Annotated in this window: 14 protein-coding genes; 1 reads left to right on the top strand and 13 read right to left on the bottom strand. The window is 38.0% G+C overall.

Going from position 1 to position 23,947, the window contains the following annotated elements; genetic code table 11:
* Window positions 1–161 precede the first annotated feature (161 nt).
* The 3 genes from AC1DG9_RS06445 to AC1DG9_RS06435 form a co-directional block, all read right to left on the bottom strand.
* Entirely contained in the window at window positions 162–2,438 is a 2,277-nt protein-coding gene (locus AC1DG9_RS06445; protein WP_477634422.1) for a hypothetical protein, read from the bottom strand.
* A gap of 162 nt (window positions 2,439–2,600) precedes the next feature.
* Window positions 2,601–4,460 carry a RagB/SusD family nutrient uptake outer membrane protein gene (locus AC1DG9_RS06440; protein ID WP_477634421.1) on the bottom strand — a complete coding sequence of 620 codons (1,860 nt, stop codon included), beginning with the start codon at window positions 4,458–4,460 and terminating at the stop codon, window positions 2,601–2,603.
* 25 nt (window positions 4,461–4,485) lie between these two features.
* A complete protein-coding gene (locus AC1DG9_RS06435) occupies window positions 4,486–7,665 on the bottom strand; it encodes a SusC/RagA family TonB-linked outer membrane protein (RefSeq protein ID WP_337716736.1) in 3,180 nt (1,059 codons plus the stop codon).
* 213 nt (window positions 7,666–7,878) lie between these two features.
* Here AC1DG9_RS06435 and AC1DG9_RS06430 point away from each other — a divergent pair, with 213 nt between their 5' ends.
* Window positions 7,879–8,745 carry an AraC family transcriptional regulator gene (locus AC1DG9_RS06430; RefSeq protein ID WP_048903235.1) on the top strand — a complete coding sequence of 289 codons (867 nt, stop codon included), beginning with the start codon at window positions 7,879–7,881 and terminating at the stop codon, window positions 8,743–8,745.
* On the opposite strand, the gene AC1DG9_RS06425 is transcribed toward AC1DG9_RS06430, so the two are convergent.
* The 10 genes from AC1DG9_RS06425 to AC1DG9_RS06380 form a co-directional block, all read right to left on the bottom strand.
* On the bottom strand, window positions 8,735–9,163 hold the full coding sequence (locus AC1DG9_RS06425) for an L-rhamnose mutarotase (protein WP_337716734.1): 429 nt from the start codon (window positions 9,161–9,163) through the stop codon (window positions 8,735–8,737). The genes AC1DG9_RS06430 and AC1DG9_RS06425 overlap by 11 nt on opposite strands.
* A gap of 7 nt (window positions 9,164–9,170) precedes the next feature.
* Window positions 9,171–10,742: an SLC5 family protein gene (locus tag AC1DG9_RS06420; protein ID WP_337716731.1), complete on the bottom strand. Its 1,572-nt coding sequence runs from the start codon at window positions 10,740–10,742 to the stop codon at window positions 9,171–9,173.
* Between the two features lie 14 nt (window positions 10,743–10,756).
* Window positions 10,757–11,929, bottom strand: coding sequence for an enolase C-terminal domain-like protein (locus AC1DG9_RS06415; RefSeq protein WP_337716727.1), 1,173 nt, complete (start codon window positions 11,927–11,929; stop codon window positions 10,757–10,759).
* 6 nt (window positions 11,930–11,935) lie between these two features.
* Window positions 11,936–12,820: an aldo/keto reductase gene (locus AC1DG9_RS06410; RefSeq protein ID WP_337716725.1), complete on the bottom strand. Its 885-nt coding sequence runs from the start codon at window positions 12,818–12,820 to the stop codon at window positions 11,936–11,938.
* Between the two features lie 2 nt (window positions 12,821–12,822).
* The gene (locus AC1DG9_RS06405; protein ID WP_152541955.1) at window positions 12,823–15,144 is read right to left on the bottom strand and encodes a hypothetical protein; all 2,322 of its coding nucleotides are present in this window, start codon (window positions 15,142–15,144) and stop codon (window positions 12,823–12,825) included.
* Window positions 15,145–15,249: 105 nt separating this feature from the next.
* Window positions 15,250–17,130, bottom strand: a complete 1,881-nt coding sequence (locus AC1DG9_RS06400; protein ID WP_477634420.1) for a glycoside hydrolase family 97 protein — start codon at window positions 17,128–17,130, stop codon at window positions 15,250–15,252.
* 3 nt (window positions 17,131–17,133) lie between these two features.
* On the bottom strand, window positions 17,134–18,561 hold the full coding sequence (locus AC1DG9_RS06395; RefSeq protein WP_337716721.1) for an aryl-sulfate sulfotransferase: 1,428 nt from the start codon (window positions 18,559–18,561) through the stop codon (window positions 17,134–17,136).
* A gap of 143 nt (window positions 18,562–18,704) precedes the next feature.
* A complete protein-coding gene (locus AC1DG9_RS06390) occupies window positions 18,705–20,348 on the bottom strand; it encodes a RagB/SusD family nutrient uptake outer membrane protein (RefSeq protein WP_048903243.1) in 1,644 nt (547 codons plus the stop codon).
* Between the two features lie 19 nt (window positions 20,349–20,367).
* The gene (locus AC1DG9_RS06385; RefSeq protein WP_477634419.1) at window positions 20,368–23,688 is read right to left on the bottom strand and encodes a TonB-dependent receptor; all 3,321 of its coding nucleotides are present in this window, start codon (window positions 23,686–23,688) and stop codon (window positions 20,368–20,370) included.
* Window positions 23,689–23,863: 175 nt separating this feature from the next.
* Window positions 23,864–23,947: a FecR domain-containing protein gene (locus AC1DG9_RS06380; protein WP_477634427.1), complete on the bottom strand. Its 84-nt coding sequence runs from the start codon at window positions 23,945–23,947 to the stop codon at window positions 23,864–23,866.

Genomic DNA, 23,947 nt, shown 5'->3' with positions numbered 1-23,947 from the left:
TTATATACGTATGCCGCAGAAAATATCTGACGGATTGCGCAAAAAAAAATGGCTATCAACATTATTAACCAGGTTAATAATGTTGATAGCCATTTCTTAATCCTGGGTGGATTATTGACCATTTTCCCAAAAAAATTATCGAAAGAGCCGCGACAAGATTACTAATACCCTGCAGCTCTTTTTAGCTTTACAAACATTTTTTTGTTCGAGCCATCTCTTTTAGTCTTGTATAAATTCCAATTATTGGCATCAACACTTTCCAAGTGAAATGATAGCGCAGGATCCGACAGCTGATTTTTTACCCATATCGGAAAAGCATTGGCCGCTCTCGCATCTTCCCATGTTCTTATCGCTTTAAAAATGGCGTCTTTTTGAGGACAGCCTTCAACATCCTTTTGATTTATTTTTAAACTGTATGTTGTGCCAACCCCTACTGAAATGGCTTGTATATGTTCATATTCTTCAACTTTAGATTTGGGATTGATAGGGAAATTACCGCCCATTCCCACAGGGAAATAGTTAGCATAGGTTACGTCACGAAGGTCTTTTCCCTGACTGGTTGTGCTGCCCCATTCGCGGGTTTCAGCATCGTACAAATTCTTTCCGCCACCAACATTCCAAATGCTTTGATAATGCCAGGATCCTTCAGATAAAGTAGCGCCTGTGAAACGGATATATGGAACGCCTAATTGCTTTGCCTTTTCAAACATTTTTCCAAAGAAGCGTTTGGTCGAATAGTAACCGTGTCCATTATTAAACAAAAACTCTTGTCCATCGAAATCGTAATAAGCAAGGCCATTGATCTTACAAATCTCTGCAAAGTGCTCTGCAATTTTGTCTTGCAATTGCATATTCGGGATAAGCCCATCGTAACCATAATTAACCGTGACCTGAAGTTTATAAATGGTATCTCTGTTAGCGTGATTTGATGGAGTGGTCTTCCAGTATCCTCTCTTTACATTTAAAAGTCGGTAAGGTTTATCCTTCGAAACTCCAATATAATGGATAAGTTCTTTACCAATTTTTATCATATTTAAGTCGGCACAATGACCCTCCCAACTGGCAATCTCATCAAGATGCGTTGGATCGTCAACAAGAATGACCGTGTCAGTTGCACTGATACTTTTTACAAGTAAGCGCTTTTGCTGATAACACAAACTATCGCTGGGCGTTGGACTAGCATCCAGCGTACCTGGAGCTAAAGAATTTGTAATAGGAGTTCTGCCTATGGTAATACCATGTTTAGCGGCCATATCCGAAAATTCCTTATGCGAAACATTCCCGCTTGTTAATTTTATTGGTTTTTTCTCAAAATTCTTTCCGTCAATATATCCATTGTTACCGCGATCAGCTTTCAGAAAGCCCTGATCATATAAACTGATTGTTTTAAAACCCAATCTTGAAGTATAAGAGATAATGCTATCATTTAAATTACCACTGGTAAGGGCATCAGGAACAAAAGCTGCTGGATCTTTTATCCATTTGCCGTTAATAGTTGGATGAGGGAGCTTTTCCGCCAAGACAATTTTTTGAATCACATCCAACAAAGCTGTGCTATCCGGACTTCCCCATAACGCGACAGATGATCCGACATAATCTATCGGCAGTGGTTGCACCTGTATATGGTTTGGTTTATTGGCGGCCATAAGCGGCATAAGTGAAAAATTGATTTCTCTTTCAACAGACCTGTCTCTTGATTGATAAGCAATAGATATTTGGCCTTTTTTGTCTACCAAGGCTGCATTACCATACATAATTCTATACCAAGGTTCTTTGTGCGCATAAAAAGCTACATCACTAATACCATCTCCTCCTAGTGTAAAAATCTGTCCTTCGTGTAGATCTTTAGGTAAAGGAAAGCGCTTGGCGTCTGGTGTATGTATTATATATTGAAAAGGAGCTGCATCACCAATAGTTTCGGCTAGCCCGCTAAGGGTTTTGTCGTTCAGGGCAAGCATGCCAATTGCATAGTTAACCGTTTTGCTGGTGTCGCGCGCAACGCCAATAATTTCACCCATTAGATTGGTAATATTGGTATGGTAGTTTCCCCACTGGATCACATCAATTCCATTACGTGGTGAGAGTGATTGCAACGTAAGTTTAAAATATTTCTTTTTAGGTACAATACTAATTTTGGCAACAGAACCATTTGGATACTTAAGTACCATTGTCTGGCTGGTCTGAGTATAGGTTGCACTGGTGGGCTGGTAGTAAACATTCTTTTTACTATCATATAAACTCATCACCGGCGATGGCTTATCTGAAGGACTAAATTCGCGATTAGGCTTCACCGTAATGTTTTTCATACTGGTGATCAAGCCTTTGTTATTGATCTGGATTTTAAAATAATCGGTATTAAAATTGTATTGCGCAAAAACCGATATTGGAATTGTCGCAACAAAAAAGGCAATTACGAATTTTATGRAGTTTAGTTTCATAATGGATGTGTTATTTCAGTTGTGTGTTTTTATATCTAAATTCTACTATTTTACTAAAGTTGACTTATTCTTTACATAAAATATAAAATCATGGCCAGAATTTCTTCCGACCACGACTGGAGCGCTAATCTCCATTTTTAAGTGGATTAACTGTTTAAAAAACTACTGTAAGGGATCAAAAGAACCACCCCACTCTTTGTTTTGCGGCAATTGATCAGGTTCAATAGAAATCTGCGCAGGATTTAAAGAATTAAACCAGTGATTCAAACTCAACTTGTAAGTCTGATTAGTCGAAGCCGTTTTATCAAGGCTTTCTACAATAACGGCAGAAAATTTAGATCTTACTGAAGCGGTCATAATATTATCGGTATTCCCGGGCAACGCCTGACCTTTATTTAGCATCAGGAATAAACCCCTTCTGGTAGATTGCGTGTTCAGGATATCGTAACGTTTCCATCTTCTTAAATCACTAAATCTAAATCCTTCAAAGGCAAGCTCCACCTGACGCTCATTCATGATCGTAGTACGGACATCGGCCTGCCCAGCCACAGTAAYACCATACTTCTGGCCTCCACCAGGAGAGATGCCTGCACGTTGGCGAATAGCATACAAAGCAGTTAATGCCTCATTAGTACGACCTGTTTCATTGGCACATTCAGCAAGATTTAAGAGCAGTTCGGCATAGCGCATTGGCGAAAACCAACTTTTAGCACCAGCAGCTACACCCACTAAGGCATTTCTGTCTAAAAGCGTGTCTAAACCTTTACGCTGGAAAAATCCTGACACCCCGTTTTCATCGCCATTTTGGACAAGTGGAGAAATACCAGAGAATAAAGAATTATCTCTTGCCGGAACTACCGTACTCGGTGTTGCTGCTGCTTTCCAGGTCCAGGCCTGCCAGTAAGAATGTGATCTTGGGCTTGTCATGCCAATCGTATTTACATCGGGTGTAGGGTATACTGTACCGCCGCACCAAATAGTTGCGTAAAAACGATCATCACGGTTGGTATAAAAGTCTGTTAAAAACTGTTGATTATAAGCTGGATTAGACAATTGGTTTTTATCAAACTGCATAGGGCTGCCATCCCGTTTTGGATAAGCAATCAATAGTGGCAGTATTGGCTGATCCGTATTGGTATCTCCATTTGTAAATGGAAGTGGTCTTATGGAGTTAAAGTTCATGTAACTGTCCGGGTAGTAGTACTGCCTGGTCATAATTTGCTCTTTATTCCTCGAATACCAAATCAACTTGTAGTTTTCAAACAGGCCAAAACCTGCATCATCTGCAGCCTCCACTGCAGCTTTAGCCGCATTGTAAGCATTTACCCATCTATTCTGATCGTTTGTGGGGTTAAATAATGGGCTTGCATACCATAAAAGTACCCTGGCTTTAAAACCAAGTGCGGCAGCGCGGTTAATTCTGCCGTAGTCAGCCCCGGTATAATTGGGTGGCAAAACGGGAGCAGCTTCATCCAGATCTTTAATGATTTGTGTGACACATTCCGACGTTTTGCTGCGTGCTACTTTCAAGGAGTTTGGGTCGTTACCATTCTGAGTGTGCAAGATCAATGGTACACCCCCAACTGAACTTACCATTCCCCAATAAGTCCAGGCCCGCCAAAATTTGGCCTCGCCTATCAACCTGTTTTTGGTACTTGGACTTAACACCGATTCCGATACATTTGCCAATTGATCCATAAAATAATTGGTTTTGTCGATATAAGTATAATCCAGACTAGTGAAATTTACTGCCACATCGACTATACCTTGTTGGAAATTACCTAAGTTTCCCCCCGATGCGTTGATACCCTCGTCAGCGTTGGCTCCGCTACCAAGTGGCCATCTAGGCATAAGTCCACCGTACACGTCGTTCAAATAAGCCTTAATTAAGACGGAATCGGTCCATACATTCTGTGGATTTATGGCACCTGTGTTTTCATAGTCCAATCCTTTTTTACAAGACGAGCCGAACACAATTAGGGCCACATAAAGGATAAATTTATTTTTATTTAGATACTTCATTTTGATTTCCTTTTAATGTTAAAATTTAAAACGTTACACTAACACCGGCATTGAATGATTTAACAATAGGGAACGCCGTGCCGCCATTCATTTCCGGATCATAGAATTTTTTATTGAATTTACTGATCACAAAAAGGTTAGATCCTGATGCATAGAAACGAACATTGTTTAAATATTTCTTATACAATCTGTTCGGAACATTATAGGCAACATTCAAAAACTTTAGGCGTAGAAAACTTGCATCAGCCAGCCAAAAATTACTTCCACTTGTATTAACCGATCTTACATCGTCATTTGCGCTGTAGCGAAAAGGTAGCCAGGCATTAGGATTTTCTTCGCTCCATGATTCATCAGACCACGGACGCCACATTCTGTTCCATTCTACCCCCCCTGACAAATCCCGAAAAGATTTTTTGTAGCCAAATGAGCCATTAAAATTAGCCGTCACGCTTAACCCTTTCCATCCCACATTTAGGTTTAAGCCCAGGACTTTAGCGTTATTGCTTTTATTGAGTACAGTGATGTCATTATCATTGATAGTATTGTCTCCATTGAAGTCCTTATAGGCAAACTGGCCAGGTTTGGGCACATTCCCATTGAAATTATACCCCGGATGAGCCGCTAGCAAAGCATCAACATCAGCTTGTGATCGAAGCAAATGATCAACAGTATAACCTGTAATCATATTGGCAGAACGACCACCTCCTATAATATTTTGATAATCATAGGTGATATTTTGATCCCTTAGGACATACCAGGAATTACCGTAGGTGGCATTTAGACCTATATCATACTTAAATTCTCCAATGTTATTACTATAGTTCAAACTTAGATCAATACCATTTGCTTTCATTTTTCCATAATTTACTGATGGTAAAGGGCGGCTAAAAGTTGGGGGTGTACTTTGAATCCTTGTACTTAAAATATCATAGGTAAGGGTATGCCAATATTCTGCAGTGGCAGTGAAGTGTTTTAAGAAACTGATATCAACACCAAAATTCTTGTTCAGGTATTTTTCCCAGGTAATATTAAGATTCGGAAATACATTGTATCGTATTCCCGGATTAAGTGAAGGGGACTCGCCAAAAATTGCATTATTCCCTGCAATGTAATTATCTTCATACTGCCAGCGTTTCGCATTCGAATCATCTTTCGCACCATTTGGGTCTATTCCCACAAAGTCATTCCCGGTTAGTCCAACTGAAGCCCTTAATTTTAATGACTCTACCCCTTTTACGTTGCTAAAGAAATTTTCTTTTGAAATGATCCAAGCTGCGGAAGCTGAGGGGAAGAAACCCCAACGTTTATCTTCTGGAAAATTTACCGAACCATCATAACGATAAGTAAATGTAGCGACATACTTATCAGCATAATCATAAGCAAATTGCCCAATATACGATTTACGACCAGTTGTAGGCAGGAAACCGTAAGTATTACTAATCCCCTTTGTAGGTGTACTATTTACTACACCCGCCCCTCCGGTAGATGCCCACCATTGATCAGTCATATAAATAGGAAAACCATTGATGACGGCATCTATACCATCATAACTCCTTTCCTGACGCTCGTACACCAATGCCGCATTTACGTGATGTTCACCAAAACTCCTTTCAAAATTTACCTGAAGGTTCAACTGTCCCTCCTGATTCCAGGCCGACAGTTTTTCTAAACTAGGTGAATGTGCAGTAAGACGCTGTCCTACAATCGTATTCAAATCCCAAATAACAGGCTCAACCTGTTTCAATTGGTAATAGGTGAAAGGATGTGTATATATTTTTTGATTGCTGTTGTTAAAAGTTTTTATATAACCCACTTTAGCACTTAACCCCTGCAAGAAGGGTGCTTTGTAAGTTAAATTTAAATTAACAACAGATTTAATGGCTTCAGAATTGTTATATCCTGCCAATCCATCTGCTTCACCAGATTTATTGGAAATCCAAAAATAATCGACCGGTAAACCAGTCGCGGTAAACGAGGGCATATAAGGTTGCCACAGTAGGAGCTTAGGATACATATCTCCTGACCAATCGCCCTGAGGGGAATTAAATTTATTATTATTTAAGCTAAGACCAGCAAAAACAGTTACATCTTTGGTAAGGTTAGCTGTTATATTTGCCCTAACATTGTATTTTTTTTCATTAGTATTCTTGATGAAAGTTTCTTGATTTACATAAGAAGCTCCAACAAAATATTGAAGTTTATCTGTACCTCCAGATGCACTTAAATTATGTGTAGTAATAGAAGGGTTTACATAAACATCTTTTAATAGATCAAAACCATATCCCTTGCCCCCACCAAAATCTGTATCTTTAAAATACGCTTTTGCAGTCTCAGTCCAGGGGGTATTTGCCGGTCCGCCGGCTTCACCCCAAATTCTGTTTTGAATAACTCCCCATTCCATAATATCTGTTAGCTCCATATTTTTTCCCCGGACATCTCGCCCAGTATTCACGGAGTAATTAACAGTTGCTTTACCTGCTTTACCACGTTTGGTAGTAACTAATACTACACCTGCGCCCGCACGGGCACCATAAGCAGCAGTAGTAGCTGCATCTTTTAAAATAGTTACTTCTTCAACGTCATTAGGACTTAAGTTGTTGAATTCCGCAGCATCACTAGTAACTTTTCCATCAATTACATATAAAGTCGGCGCAGCATTCCACGAACTTGGTGTTCTTATACTAATACCAGGTTGCTCTCCAGGTTTACCACTAGGGGTAGAAACATATAAACCTGCCATTCTACCTGCTAATAAGTTACCAACTGAGGTCGTCGGAATTTCAGTGTCTTGTTCTATAAATTTGACGGAAGCTACTGAACCGCTCATGAGGGTTTTCTTTTGCTTTGAATAACCAACAATTACCGTTTCCTGTAATCCAATAGTAGTAGAAACCATTTCTATTATCATTCCTTGTTTAGGTGCAACAGTTACAGTCTGATAACTAATCATTGTAATTTTTAGCATTGACCCGTTAGGCACGGCAATTGTAAATTTACCAGATCCATCCGCTTTTACTGATGATGCAACCTCAGCTTCGTTGGCTTGTGTCCCCGTAACGGAGATAGTTGCCCCGGCCAATGGAACCTTCCCTTCTGAATCAACTACTGTCCCAGATATTTTTTCTTGCGCAAAAACATAATGGGATTGTAGTAACATGAAGACGATTCCGAGCACCCGCAAGTGCATTTGTAATACCTGTTTCATAATTTAAATTATTTGGTTGTTGGTTATTTGACTGTTTTATCTCCTATACGAAAACAATCGATTGCTTACGGAGTAAATCTCTTAACAATAGTTATTTACAACTACCGTTAATTTGATTAATTGCAATGTTTTTTTTGCATCAAGCCCTTACATCTAACCATAAATAGACTATATTTAATTAGCTTTATATACTAGACCCAATAAACCATAGAAATGCAGTATATCTACGAGAACTTTACCTTTCCCCCTGACCAATCATTTACTGTGCGATCAGAAATTCTGGAAGTAAAAAAGTATACTTCATTAAAGTCTCATGTTAATTTTGAGATTGCATTAATTGAAAATTGTTTTGGTAAGCGTTTTGTCGGCGATCATATCGAAGATTTCAGTGGCACAGAACTCGTGCTTTTGGGAAGTTATTTACCACATTGCTGGCAATACTATAATACTATAGACGACAAAGTACAACCGCAAGCAATTGTTGTACACTTTTTCCCGGATTTTTTGGGAAGAGATTTACTATCGAAGCCAGAAGCCTCTGCTCTAAATCATCTATTCGAAAATGCTTCAAAAGGTATTTTATTTTCAGGACCTACAGTAGCAAGAGCAAAAATGATTCTGAATCAAATGTTATTTGAAACAGGGTTATCCCGGGCTGCATTAATGCTCCAGCTTTTAGATGTTTTATCTCAATCTAACTCATGTAGAACGCTGTCATCCCCTTCTTTTAATATCATAGAAAGTTCAACTGAAGCAAATAAAATCAACCGTGTGTTTGATTATATATTCAATAATTTCAAAGAAGACATTTCTTTACAGGATGTTGCTTCAATCATCCCCATGTCTACAGCCGCTTTCTGCCGGTTTTTTAAGCTTAAAACCAACAGAACTTTAGTTGAATTTATAAAAGAAATAAGGGTTGGGCATGCCGCTAAATTGTTAATTGAAGGCAACCATAATGTAACAGAAACCTGCTACATAAGTGGCTACAACAACATCTCTAATTTCAATAAGCACTTCAAAGAAGTAAAGGGCTTATCGCCAAGAGACTTTATTAAGCAATATAAAATTACTGCTTAAACTTGTAAAAAGGAATTACCTCAACCCATTTCTGTCCTTCAGAAGTACCATTAACTCCTTTTTGATAAGTATTCATTAATTTATTCCATTCTGCACAACGGGGGCTATAAGATTCTGCCAACTTTCCCATTTCGTTTAAATCTGCATTTTCAGGAACCATGATCGTCATCACAATAAGATCATTAAAATGGTAAAGTGTAATACTTTTATAACCTGCTTTCTTAAAGCCAGCCTCTACCTCCGGCCAAATTTGCTTATGGTATGCCAAATACTCATTCAGTTTTTTATCGTTATCCACTGTATTTACTACAAATACTTTTTCAACAAGTGCAGATTCCTTATCAGAATTAGCCGGGCTGCACATGATAAAGGAACAAGTAAAAATTATTGATGCCAACTGAAGGATTTTTTTTTTCATCAAAGTATTAGTTAAAAAGTAAGTAAATTATAATCATGACAGATGCCAAGCCTAACCATGCCAGCCAAATAGGTTTGGAATTGTAAGCATCTTCTTCTGTCGGCTCATTTTTTGACTCAAGAAGTGAAGGGATTACCGAGTTTATTGCCGGTTTTGTAATTAATGTTACTACTATAATAACAATACTTAACGCTACGAACAGATAAAATGAAAGCAAAAGGAAATGAGGCCAATAACCTTTATAAGGATAATTTAATACATGACATGCCCCAAGAATTAAGCAAACCAACCCACCACCATAAAGAACTATCTCCACAGATGTGCTATTCACACGTTTCCAAATGATGCCTGCCAGAAATACGACAGACAGCGGTGGAGCAAGTATAGAAACCAAGCCTTGACTTAATTCAAAAAAATTTTTCCCTGAATAGGAAAAAACCATGGCGATACCTACACCTACTATTGCGGCAATAATAGTTATCCATTTTCCCATTTTTATCTGTTGCTTCTGATTAAGCACCTTAATCTGCGAAACAACATCCAATGTAAACACTGTACAAAAAGAATTTAAACTGGAAGATACCGTATCAATCAATGATGCTATTAATGCCGCAATGCTTAGACCCAGTAAACCATGAGGCATTAATTCTTTAATCATAGTAATGTAGGCATTATCGGCCTGGGCTGTATCTTTAAATAAAACATAACACATAATACCAGGAAGAATAAATATTAATGGCATTATGATTTTAAGCGCTCCAATGAATATTGCTCCATACTGGCCTTCTTTTAAATTCTTTGCCGCCAGCACTTTTTGCACAATCGTCTGATCGGCACACCAATAATAAATAGCCACCACCGGATAACCTAAAACAATAGCTATCCATGAGTATTCGGGGTTTGACGCAGGCAAAAATAACTTCCAAAAAGAGTCTGGCGTTTGGCTAACCAGTAAATCTACGCTGCCAATTTTCTGAAAACCCAAAAAAGTAAGCAGTATTGAAGAAACTATAATAATTATCGATTGAAAAACCCCTGTACGGACTACCGCCTTTAGTCCTCCAATAGCAGTAAAACTAGTGGCCACAATAGCAATTATAACAACGGCTATAAATAAAGAACAATTAAATATTCCCGAAATTAAAAGCCCCCCCGCATACAAAGCACTGCCTAACCATACGACTAATATTGAAATTAAGCTATAGATAACCAGAAAATTATACGATCTTTTACCAAATCGAATCAGTAAAAACTGGGGGATAGTACTTATTTTGGCTTTTAAGTAGTAGGGCAAAAAAACCATGGATAACAGCATTAAAAAGACCCAGGCCAGCAATTCAAAATTACTGCCAACAATACCATGAGAAAAACCAATACCTGCAAATCCAATTAACATCATAGGGCCGGCATTGGCACTAAACATAGAAAAACCAATTTGCCACCACTTCAGCGTTCGGCCACCCAAAAATATATCTTCCTGATTTTTCTCTTTTTTACTAAAGCGAAAACCAATACAAAATAAAGCAAGGGCGTATAGCCCTAAAATTATATAATCGATGTAATTGAATGATAAACTCAAAGTTGGTCCCCTAGTTACATAGACACAACAGGGTTATATTTTGAAACATCTTGTTTTTCCCATAACCGCTCTTGTACTATCTTATTTTCTTTATAACAATAATCCCAATCAATTCTTACCGGCAGCCCCTCTATTTCGGACAAGTAGAATCTGCCGTTTTCCCATACTGGTCTGACTAAAAAATATTTTTCTAACCCATACATCAGCGGATATAAGTACTCAATCATACTATCCCTATTTGCGGAAGTCATGAGAAACGCTGAATATAGGGAATATCCACCAGAAGAGAATTGCAAATTTTTATTTTCGCAAAGGTCTCTTATTTCCATCCACTCTTTCATTCCACCTAATTGTGTTGGAACAGGCTGTAGGTGTCTAACTCCGGAATCAACAAGGGTTGGGAAGATCTTTGATGTCCGCTCGGATTCCCCATAAGCTACAGTAACCGATAATTTTTCACAAAGTAGTTCAATTTGATCATAAGCAGCTGAATGTATAGGCTCTTCTAACCAACATAAATTTTCTTCTCCAATGGCATCAACAAATTTAAACACATCATTACAGTTCCAAATCTGGTTTACGTCCACCGCGATCTTCATTTTATTACCGGCCAAACTCTTTACAAATTTCACTCTGTTAATGTCCTCATTTATTTTTGCCCCAAAGTCTTTTCCAATCTTCATTTTGTAGCAGTCAACACCTTTATTCATCAAAAAACTCACTTCGGTTTCCAGTTCCTGGAGTGTATAATTGGTACCTCCTCCACTGCCATACATTTTCACATCATTTTGAGTACTGCCAATATATCTATACAATGGAACTTTTCTACGCCTTGCGGCCAAATCATACAAAGCCATATCAACCTGGCCCAATATTGCCCCAGCCGCACCTTTAAATCCTTCATTTCTAATAGACCAATATAATTTAGGATAAAACTCTTTATAAGGAACCGATCGGCTGTGAAAAAGTATTGGGAAAATACAGGATTCCAGAATGTTCATATAGCTATTATAAACCGGGGCTTCTCCCAAGTTCCCATCCTCATCCTCTATGGTTATAATTGATATTCCGAAGTTGGGGAAAGGCCCCATAGTAGCATCCTGAAAAGGAGTTACTGCTGCAACCTGCTCCAGAACTCTTATCCTAATTCTTTTTATATTAAAAATCTCATTATCTATGTCGTACATCTATTGTCAATTAAGCGTTAGTAGTATTTCATTATAAATTTCCGTAGGCAATTCACCCAATTTCATTGCATCAAGGGTGTCCCTTAATTGCATCCTGTCTGCAGCACCAATTACAATTTTAAACTCAGCCGGAATGGTTAAAAGAAATCGATGTGCAAGCTCCTGCAGCGAAATGTTATATTTATCTGCTATTGAATTAACTCTTTTCACCTGCTCAATATTTTTTAATCCGAGCCAGTTGGGAGGAGAAGTTGTGAATTCAGAAAATCTACAACCTAACAATCCCATGTTTAAAGGACTGGCCGCGTAATATTTTCTATTGTTATCTCTACAAAAAGGGATAGTATTGTCCAAAGCATCAATACAACAAGCATTAAGCCTGTTATATTCCATAATGACATCGAACTGGTTAGATTTAAAATAGGGTTCAAACCATTCGGGTGCGTTACCACCCAAACCAATTCTTTTTGCATAGCCTTGATGCATAAAGAATTCCATCTGCTTCAAAACCTGTTCTATATCAGATGGAGGAATTGCAGCAGGGTCATGTAAAAATAGAATGTCTATAATCGGAATGTTTAATGATTTTAAGCTGTTTTCCACACTCCTTTTCATGCCATCGGCGGTGTAATTATAGTGTGCTTCGTCAACCTTGTAACCTTTTAAGCGACCCACTTTTGTACTAATCAACGGTCTTTTACCAGTCCATTGTTTTAAAGCTTTTCCTACCAGCTCCTCCGCATCTCCATAGGCAGGAGCAGTGTCTATAGCCACTATTCGGCATTTAAGGGCATCCAGAATTGTCAATATTGATTCCTGAGCATCAATCTCCCTCCAAATACCGCCAAGTCCGGCAGTGCCCAGCACCAATTTATTTGTCTCCTTTATCATAATTATAGCATTGTTATGCCATTTGCAGGGTTAACTTTAATCATTATAGTTCCGCCAGTTTTAACCTTAACCTTAGGCCATCTTAAAAATGCCGTATAACTTAAGGGTTTTCTGGCCTGTTTTTCAGTTTCGGCCAGTACCGACACACTTGCATCGTATTCCGTTTCATTTTTGAGTTGAATGGTAATACCTGATTTATCAATTGATAATACCTGAGCTTTTACATGATCAAAAACGTATAATTTTTTATGATTCATATTAACATAAATGCCAGGGATTTCCAAAGCCATCAGTACCCCATTTGTTTCTGTCCACGAGTTACGCGTGTTTATAAAATTACCAATACTTCCTTTCCCTTCGGCATCACTTAGCTGAATTCTTTCCATTGAAGAACCAATCAGGTTATTAGTTGTTAAATGCCCCGGCATATTTACTGCTTCGGCATGTGCGTGCTGAATATCTCTGATCAAATCTGCATAAAGCGGATTACCTGTAGCCCTGAATAGCTTAAAGATATAATCTCCCGAAGCCGTGCAAATACCGGGAGCCGCATGCTTATTTTGAATACTGGCCCAAATAGCGCCGGCCATATTGCTCTTAAGCTTTCCTATTTCACTATTTGGAGGAAAAACAGGGTCATAAGAAAACGTCCACGTAGCACCTAATGCAGCTTGAACTTCTGCCCTATTCAACCATTCTTTTTGTCCTGTGTAATAATACAAAGCCATTAGCGATTCTAAGAACCCAAATGCGGATTCAGAATCGGCATCTTGAGATATATCTCCACAATGACCTCCTGTTAAACCTTGCTTTTCAACATCCCGCTGATAATAAAATTTAGCTGCATCCCGAGCCACCTTCATCCATTCCTTATTGTGAAAATAATCGGATGCCATTGCCAAGCCTGCCGGAACAATAGCACCAGCCGTTGAATTATATACAGCAATTTCGCCCGTTTCAGGAACAATGTACTGACCAAATTCTCCATCTTTATTCCAGGTATTTACGAAAGCAGCAGCGAGCTTTTCAGTTGCATTTTCCCACTCCGGTTTAACACTTTTGCCATAGCCCTGAGCTTTTAACAGTTGCATATGTTTTATGAGCCAAAGCAACGCATCCGCATTTTTCCTTACCATGGCCTGAATTGGTTTAAAATCAGGAGACATCTTTTCAGGAATAATTTCTCCGCCAGCTGTAATTCCTCCATAAAAATATCCGCTTTTTCCTTGCAATTTATTTACCACAAAATCCAATTCAGCAATAACCCTATCTCTCTCCTTTTTATCATTAAGGGTTAACATTGGGTAGGTATTCATCATTCCACTAACCCATCCAAGCTGAAAATTCTTATTGTTTTCAGGTCTATAAAATGATCCTGCAGGAACATCAACAAAGTTCCCTTTACATATATTTGTAGCTACTTCAAACAATTTACTCATAGGTATTATGTTACGAGGGTGGTTTAAACCTGAAAGCGCTTTACGTACCTGCATAAACTTCTTTAAAAGATCTGGAATGTTGGCAGCATTAAAAACGTATACTTTAAAGTTTAACGTTATCTCATCACCAGAATTCCAATCGGGTGCTTTGTCACCACTTATGTGAAAATCACCAAAGCCGGTTGCCATTTTACGAACTGCAGGTGCAGAAATACTGAAAGAACAGCTGTCTTTTGCTGCATTTTCCGTAATAGTTAATCCGCTGCTACCCAATCTGGTCATTTGCTCAGTAAGTACAACAAATCCTTTTTGTTCCTTTTTTGAGAAAAAACACAATGCGGGYGTAGCCACATTTCCTGTTGTCAACTCTACAAGCGAGGCTTTATTTGATTCAATTGAAAGTCGGGGATTGTTAGAAATAGTAAGCGGCACGGAAGGGTTATAATACATATCCTTTGGGTATTGTGGACTGTAACTGTTTCCAATTGCTCGGTAACGGTTTCCATTGTAAACAGAAGCAGGTACTAACACATAGTTTTCTGGATTCCATTTACTAAAATCAAAGGAAACTGAAACTGCTGATGACTTAGCAACACCACTGTTTAAGCGAAATGACGTAGAAACATCCATAACTCCGGGATGCTTCGAAACCGGACTTGCCTTAAATTGCATACTCCAATTACCTGTTTTTGTCTGCAACAACTCTTTGTTAAATGGCTGTTCGGATAGTAAGTCTGTTCCATTAAATTCCTTTACCGACAATCTTAATGAACCGTTTATATCTCTTAATAATTCATTAAGGGATCCAACTGGTTCTTGTGCTAATGAAACCGTTCCACTGCTTAAACAAAGAAAACCAATCAACGTCACCCTTAAATTCTTCATTCCCATAATCTATTTTACTAGTTTAGCGTAAAGATTAAACTATAGGTGGCTTAATACCACCCATAATTTGACTATTAGTAATGTTTTTTTTGCATGAAATGTAGATCAGTTTTTTATAGGTCTGATAATTATTGCCTGACCATTTTTAGGCTGTAACTGAATATTTAAAACAGTTGATGCATTTACATTCATTTTCTTTATTGCGAGTTTGGTTGGTGTTAAAAGAGAGGCGTCATCATTATAAACCGTGGCTTCATACTGTTTATTTTTATTTAAAAAAAGGAGTGGCAACGCGAAGTTTCTTGCTTTACACGTTAAAGTTCCAACATACCAATCGTCTCCGCTTTTACGTGCGATAGTTCCGAACTCCCCTATCTTTGCTTCTATCACTTTTGTATCGTCCCACACAGTAGGTAGAGCATCGTAAAAACTAAGATCAGGAATTTCACTTATAACAGAAGCAGTAGATCCCGCTCCACCTTTTTGTCTAGGTGAATCGTCGGGTCGGTCGTACCAATACACAAATTGCCATGGGCTGTAAATACAAATTGCCTTTGCCATTTGAGAGGCATGAGAACCCATATTGTTTACTCTGGGGGCAAAATAACAATTGGTAAAATCCCCAGCACCTGCAATCATCCGAGTAAACATGGTAATTAATACCTGATGGTTATCTGGACTTTCTTCTTCTCCACGTATTCCTTCCTGAGTTAATAAATTCGGATAAGTTCTGGAATATCCTGTTGGCCGGTATTCATCATGAATATCAATCATCAGCTGATTGTCGGCAGCTTTTCTGACTGCTTCATGCAACCAGGACGTATTTTGTTGCGATCCTACATTAACAAAACCGTATTTAATACCTTTTACACCCCAAGATTTAAATAATGGCAGTATCGAATCTAACTGTCTGGATWATGCCCTCTGATTTACATAAAGAATTACACCAACATCTTTAAGCTTTCCGTAATCTATTATTTCCTGCAGCGCCAATGGCCCCGCAGATCTCGAAGGATCGACATTTACAGCTAATGCACTTGATGCGTTATCGTACTCATGGCCATACCAACCAGCATCAAATTCTATATATCGTAAATTGTGTTTGGCGGCAAAATCTATGCTCGCTTTACCACCTGTTGTGGTAAGTGTTACTTCACGAATTACTTTGCCAGGTTTTATCCATGATGCATCTACTAGGGCAGAAGAATGATTAAGATTCAGAATAAAATAATTGTTTTCTAACAGTTTACCGGCTGATTCTGCAATCATGACAAAGCGCCACGGAGTTGAAAAATCGGTATTATAAACTGCTTTACCATCAAGAGCAGCAACAAGCATTAAACTATCTTTTGCAGATCGGCTAAATTTCATTCTAGCATGATCTACCAATGCTGCTTCCCCCAAAGCAATGAAACGGTTTTGCTCCATTTCAATTACATATGGCCGCTCAGTTCCATTCACAGTTTTACTGATATTGCCCCGGCTGTATTTTGCCTGCGCAGCTCCGGTAATCCAGGAAGGGTAGTCCTTAGTAAACTTGAAACCAGTAAGTTCACGGGAAACAATAACTTGCTTAGTGGCAGGCACATTATATTTAAATGCGACACCTTCATTATAAACTCTTGAAGTAACCGAGAACAAACGAAAAGGCTCTTTATGCTCTTTAAATTGAATGGTAACTTCATTATAATTATCAGAATACGTATTTTTTTCTCCGTATACCGGGTTCCATTGCTCATTTACAAGTTTTCGTTTTGCGGAAACAATTGCAAGGTTTTCTGACAATGGATTGTCATTTTCAAATTCGAGTCCTAAAGGAGAATTAGCGATAACCTGAACACCTGCATAAGAAATAGAATAGCTTAAAGAATTGCCTGTGCTAAAGATTAATACTGTTTTTTTATCGGGGCTTAATACTTTTACCTCTTTTGCCTGAAGTATTAGAGAATTACTTATAAAACACAGTACCAGCAGAAATTTATTCATATTTTACAATGCTCCTATATAAGGTTTTGATTTACTAAATGGAATAAACTCTACACGGTAAGGTGTGTTGGCACACATCATACTCCAAAACACTTTGCCATTTTTATTGATAAGAAACACCTGATTTTGTTTAGAAACGCAGGTTAAAATAGTACTATCGTTAATTAGATAGGCACTTCCCATTCTATCTGTAAAAGTTCCTTCATGTAATTGAGTCTGCAATTTTAAAGATATTCGTTTGGATACCGGATTTAAATCAAAGACTAATATCTGCGAACGCTTTTTGCTGGTCCCATTATCAAATAGCACGAGGTTGCGTCTACTATTTATATGAACTGCATGTCCCTGATCGAACTCAGCACCTTTAGGCAATGCAAAATCTCCTCCCTTTCCGAACTTCCACATCACTTTTTTGTTTGTGGCATTAACTTTCCAGATCTGGCCGTTATTGTAAAATGAAATGATGTAGTTTCCATCCGTATCAATAAAAAGGCTGTTGGCATGCATCCAATCTTTTGCCTCTTTTAAAATGTTTTTTTCTTTTAAAGGATCAAGCGCTTCAAATACACTCCAGCTCCATATTTTTTTTCCTGATTTATCTAACACCAAGATACCATCCCCTTTAACTGTATCGGCTTCTTTGCCTCCTACAGCCCTTAAATCGATAAGTTTTTCATCTGCGCTTAAGGTAACGTATTGATTTTTCGCATTAAGTAATATTTCATGATGAATTGTTTGTTTAAAATCCATCACTCCTTTCTTTAAATGAAAAATGGTATCACCGGTTAGAGACAATTCCAAAATTTCATTTCCATAGCTCGTTGGATAGTCCATTGGGGCTAAAATTGAAAGAATAGTTTTGTTTTGTGTAAAATGAGCTACCTTAACCCCGGTATTATGGAATCTCTGATACCACCTTAAGGTACCCTGAAAATCTATCATCCCAATACAACCCGGTGTTTCTCTGTTGTAAACCAACATGCTACCGGCTTTAAATTCAGTTGGTAATTCCTGCTCATTTTGAAGATTTACATGATACAAGCCAAGTAATTGGTCGGGAACATCTTTTGTTTTAAAAGTATATATCTCAGATTCGAACCTTACACCGCCATTTCCCGATACAATACGATATTGATAAGTGGAATTAAATTTCAAATTGGTTAACACAATTTTAAAGTCACTTCTTTGTTTAGAAACAGGAGTTGCATTTAATTTATCCTTTTGGCCATTTAGCCAATATTCAATGTATGCATCTTCAGGTTTAGCACAAGAAAATTGAACTGCAACTCTTAGTGAGTTTCCATCTGCTGTTTCATTCAATGAAATATTTTTGAAAGTACTAAATACATCATCATTACACGCATTAACACAGATTACAATGATCATTATTCCAATAACAAATATTCTTGAGCGGTTTATTTTTGAAAACATTTAATATAAATATATATGACTTTAAATCTGTGGGTTTAAAGGTGAGGCCGTCATCATCATGATGACCACAATCATCATAATGACGACCTACCTTTTTTAGGCACCCAAAATGGGCACCCATTTTTGAGAGCCTATTTAAAGAACTACCGCCATAAGGGGTTTTGTTCAATTTTGTTATTGGTTTGTAACTCAGCTGTCGGAATTGGGAAAACATAATTCCTAGGCTGTAAATATTGGGCACCTTGCTTGTTTGTTTCCATAAAATGCACCTTTAACTGTGCAGGTGTATACCAGCGTTTTAAATCTTGCCATCTATTTTGTTCAAAAAACATCTCTAACAACTTTTGATGACTAATTTCGTTCATAACACTTGTTAAGTCAGGAAGGTTTGCCCCAGTTTTCTCTGGTAGTCCTGCTCTTACTCTAATTCTGTTAATATCAGCAATTGCTTTTGCTAAATCTCCATTTTGAGCAGCAGCTTCGGCATGCATAAGCAATACCTCTGCATAACGCATAATTACATTATTAGCAGTAGAAGGCGTTGCCGACCAATAATTGTCTGCACTCTCTTTACCGCTCCAACCATTGGTAAATTTATTGATCAAGAACTGATTAGTTCCTGATATATCTAACAATGATTTGGGGTCGATTTTCGATATATTAGCCTGAGCAGAAGCCCATAGGTCATCAAAAGTTTTGGTTCCGCCATACCAGGTGATATCGGTTTCGCCGAAATTCGAACGTTTCCATGATAAGGTATAATACATTCTTTTGTCGAACTTAGTATCCGAGCCAGCAGGTCTTTTTTCCAACATAAATTGATTGATAAGATAATTGGTTGGAACATATTTAAACCATCCGCCTCCAGCAGGAGGGCCAATCAACTGAGGTAAATAATTATACATAGGTGAGTTTGCTCCTTCTACACCCCAAGGACCATAAGGATCGCCAAAAGGGCCATAAACCCATTGAAAAACAGCTTCTTTGTTAAACTCATTTTTATCGGTAAAGTTTTCAGAATATTCAGAGATTAAATCGTAAGCATATGGAGCAGTATTTAACAAGGCTAACGTGGTCTCCGCTTTTTGATAATCTTTGGTATACAGATATGCTTTACCTAAATAAGCAATGGCAGCACCACTTGTTGCTCTGCCCAAATCTGCAGAAGGCCTTGTAGTTGGCAACCCATTTTGGGCATCTGTAAAATCTGAAATTGCCTGTGCATAAACCTCCGCGACAGGTTTGCTTGGCATAAATTGATCATCGGCAGTTTTTGCCGGGGCAATAATAAGTGGCACGTCTCCGAAATTAGACGCCAATGTAAAGTAACAAAGTCCACGCAGAAATTTGGTCTCAGCAATATATGACTTCTTCAAATCATCACTAACCTCCACCTTATCGGCATTAGCCAATACTAAATTTGCGCGATAAATGGATTTATAAAGCGATGAAAAAGTAGAAGATGCATCTGAATTTGTAGCTTCATTTGTGAATAAAGCAATATTAGTAGTAGCAGCTTCACCACCTGGAAATGTAAGCACATCATCGCCCAACGAATTGATGTTCTGGATACCAGTAAATGCACCCCAATAACCATATAAAGGCTGTCTTAAAAGACTATAAACGGAAGCTACAGCCGATTTTAAATCAGCTTCAGTTTTCCAGAATTGTTCTTCAGTAATTTTATTTGGATTTGTTGTTTTAAGAAAATCTTTTTTACAACCATATATCGTTAACAACGCAAGTGGAAGTACCACTGCCATTGTTTTAATTATATTTCTATTCATAATTTCTTTAATTATTCAGTTAAAAAGATACGTTTAAGCCTACGGAAACAATTCGCTGCAGCGGGTAACCACCGCTGTCGAAACCTCTATTAAGTGGATTACCATCATTTCCTAAATCCGGATTATACCCTTTATACTTTGAAAAAGTAAATAAATTTTGACCTGAAAGATATGCCCTTATTTTCCCAACATTTAACTGTTTTGCTATATCTTCTCCTACTGTATAACCCAATTCGAGCCTCTTAACTCTAACGTAAGCACCGTTTTCCAACCAACGATCACTATTTCCACGGGAGTTTAAATTTACATCTGCGAGTGTGAATCTTGGAAAATTTGAGTTGCTGTTTTCAGGCGTCCAGGCATTTAAAACTGAGGTAGATAAATTGGTATAAGCCGTCATTTGCTCTGTCCAGATCCTGCCTCCATTATAGATTTTATTCCCAAAAACCCCTTGCACCAATAAATTAAAATCGAAATTCCTCCAACCCAGTGTCGCCGCTATTCCTGTTTCCAGAGTTGGAATAGGACTTCCGCTATATTGTTGATCGTTGTTATCAATTTTACCATTATTATCGAAATCAACAAATTTTATATCTCCAGGCGAAGCGTTAGGCTGTATTTTTTGACCGCTTGATCCTTTATAAGCGTCAATCTCTGCCTGTGTTTTGAATATGCCGTCAGTTTTTATTAAGAAGAAACTTCCTATTGGATTGCCAACTTTAGCACGTTCTAAATCACCAAATTCCTGATTACCACTTCCTATAGTAATGGCGGTCATTCTATTGCGCATAGTAGTCATATTCCAACCTATTTTATAAGAAAAATCACCGGCTGCATCTGAGTAATCCAAAGCTAACTCGATCCCTTTGTTATTAATTGTACCGGCGTTAACTGTTGGTGTGCCACTAATCCCTGTACTGAGCGGTATTGGAACCGCCAACAATACACCACTTGCTGTTTTGTTAAACCAATCGAACACCAATGACATTTTCCCGTTAAGAAATGTTGCATCAAGGCCTGCATCAACCGATTTTGATTCTTCCCATCTTAAATTTTGAGGAGAAGCATTACCACTAGGAATAGATCCCACGATCACTCCACCGTTGGTAGCAAAACTTAAGTTGTTACTAATCCCATTAATTGTAGAATAGTTTGGTATCTGATCGTTTCCTAGCAAACCAATGCTACCTCTAATTTTTAATGAATTCATAAAGGCTGAAACTCCTGAGTTACCATAAAACTTCTCATTACTGATATTCCAACCTGCGGATAAAGCCGGGAACACACCGTAATAATAACCTTCACCAAACTTAGAAGATCCGTCTCTGCGAATTGATCCACTGATCATATACCTGGAATCATAAGAATAAGAAACCCTTCCGATAAGAGATTTCCTCCTGACATCGGCTAAATCTCCTCCTACTGATTGGTTGGACTTTTCAGATCCAAATGAATAAACTCCATTTGGGAGGTTATTTCCATTTGCATTAAAATTATTGCTTGTATCCTTTTGGGCAGTAAAACCGGCAAGCAATGAGATATTATGTAATCCAATCTTTTTATCGTAGCTAAGGGTATGTTCTAATAACCATGAACTAGAAACTCCGCTACTTTGACTTAGTCTTGGTTTGGCAAGTATTACATTACCATCATTATAGGCAAAGTCATAATTATTACCAAAGCCTCTATTTTCTGATATTGCACCATTGATTTTATACTTCAATTGATCAATCAATCTAATTTCGGCAAATACATCCGCAGTTACAGAGCTATTATTATTTCTATAATCACTGGAATTTAAAATAGCTACAGGATTTGAAAGGTTTTTCATCCCAGAGTTTACTCCACCCCAACCGCCTGGCTGGTTTGCAGGATTATAAACCGGAACAGTTGGAGGTACAATCAATGCACTCAATATGTTACTATGAGATTGATCTCCTCCCGGAGGTAGTGTGCGTCCGCCGGTTTTATTGTAAATAAAGGTCTCGCCAATTCTTATCCTACCTTTTTCGTATACCGATTTCGCTCTAAAATTAGCACTATTGAAATCAGTTTTTACGATTGTACCCTTTTGGTTCAGATAGCTTCCTGATAGGCTATATTGAAAATGTTCTGATCCTCCAGTAACATCGGCATTAGCTTTGTAAATTGGAGCGTTCCTAAAAATTTCATTCTGCCAATTGGTATTCGTTCCATTGTAAGCAGGAAAATTTCCTCCAACAGAATTTAATAATTTAGTCCATTGCTCACCGTCAAGCACATCCATGCGCTTAGCAATAGATTGGCTACTGTAAACTGCGTTAAACTGAACTTTAGGTTCCGTATTCTTTCTACCCAATTTTGTAGTAACTAAGATAACTCCACCTGCGGCTCTTGATCCGTAAATGCTGGCGGCCGCGGCATCTTTCAGCACTTCAATATTCTGTATATCAGAAGGATTCAACCCATCCAAACTACCAAAAGGCATCCCATCAATAACAACTAATGGACCGTTGGCACCAAGAGTTCCAGTACCACGAATTGTGWTGTTGGACTTTGAACCAGGTGCACCTGTACTTGATTCAATTGAGACGCCGGCCACACGTCCCTGAAGTGCATCAGTTACATTGTTAGAAGCATTTGCGCTAAGTTCGTTTACATTTACAGATGCTATTGAACTTGTAATTTCGGTTTTACGTTTGGTTCCATAACCAATTACAACTACTTCAGTTAAATCACGCAACTGAGGTTTAAGGCGGATATTCATTACTCCTCCTTCTTGGACCTTTATTCTGGCTACTTCATATCCCACATAGGAAACCAATAAGATGGCACCGTTATCAGGGACATCTAGTTGAAATTCTCCATTCTGGTTGGTGGTCGCTGCTATCGCTGTGCCTTCTATCTTTACAGACGCTCCTGTAAGTGAAGTACCGTTTTCATCCGTGACTTTACCTTTTATCAATATTTTCTGTCCAATTATTTCCGACAGGGAAAGTATTGTCCTTGTTTTAATTACAACTGTTTTATCAACAATAGAATAAGCCAGCGGTTGATTTAAAAAACATTGGTTAAGTGCATCCTCAATAGATGCATTCTTAATGTTAATATTTATAAGGTTAGCCTTTCTGATTAGATCTGTATTGCCAATAAAGTAATAACTGGTTTGGCTTCTGATTTTCCGGATAATGGTTTCCAGTGAAGCGTTTTTTTCGCTCAGGGATATCTTTTGTGCCTTAGTTGAAGCACTTACCTGGAGTAAGCATGTTACTAATATGAGAATGGTTAGCCTCATTATACGTATAATTTGTCCAGAATTTAATGCAAGCAGCTTAAATCCGGATTGATCGTAAAATTTCATACATTTGGTTTGTTTTGGTGGTACAACGAAGCACTTTACTCTTTTAAGAAGAAAGTCTACGTCGATAAATTGATTAGTTGTTTAGCTGAATTTTTTATCATGGCAAATCCAAACATCGGTCAGGGGTGTTCCCGCATCCCTGACTTTGTTTAAACTACCGTTAGTTCTGTATTTATTATGGCATAACGATAATTTTCCTCCCTTCTATTTTAAAGTGAACATTCCCTGTTGATTCTAACACTTTTAATAAGGATGATAT

It is taken from the genome of Pedobacter sp. 05L430, assembly GCF_056397585.1.
This window is presented reverse-complemented; position numbering and strand designations above follow the sequence as displayed.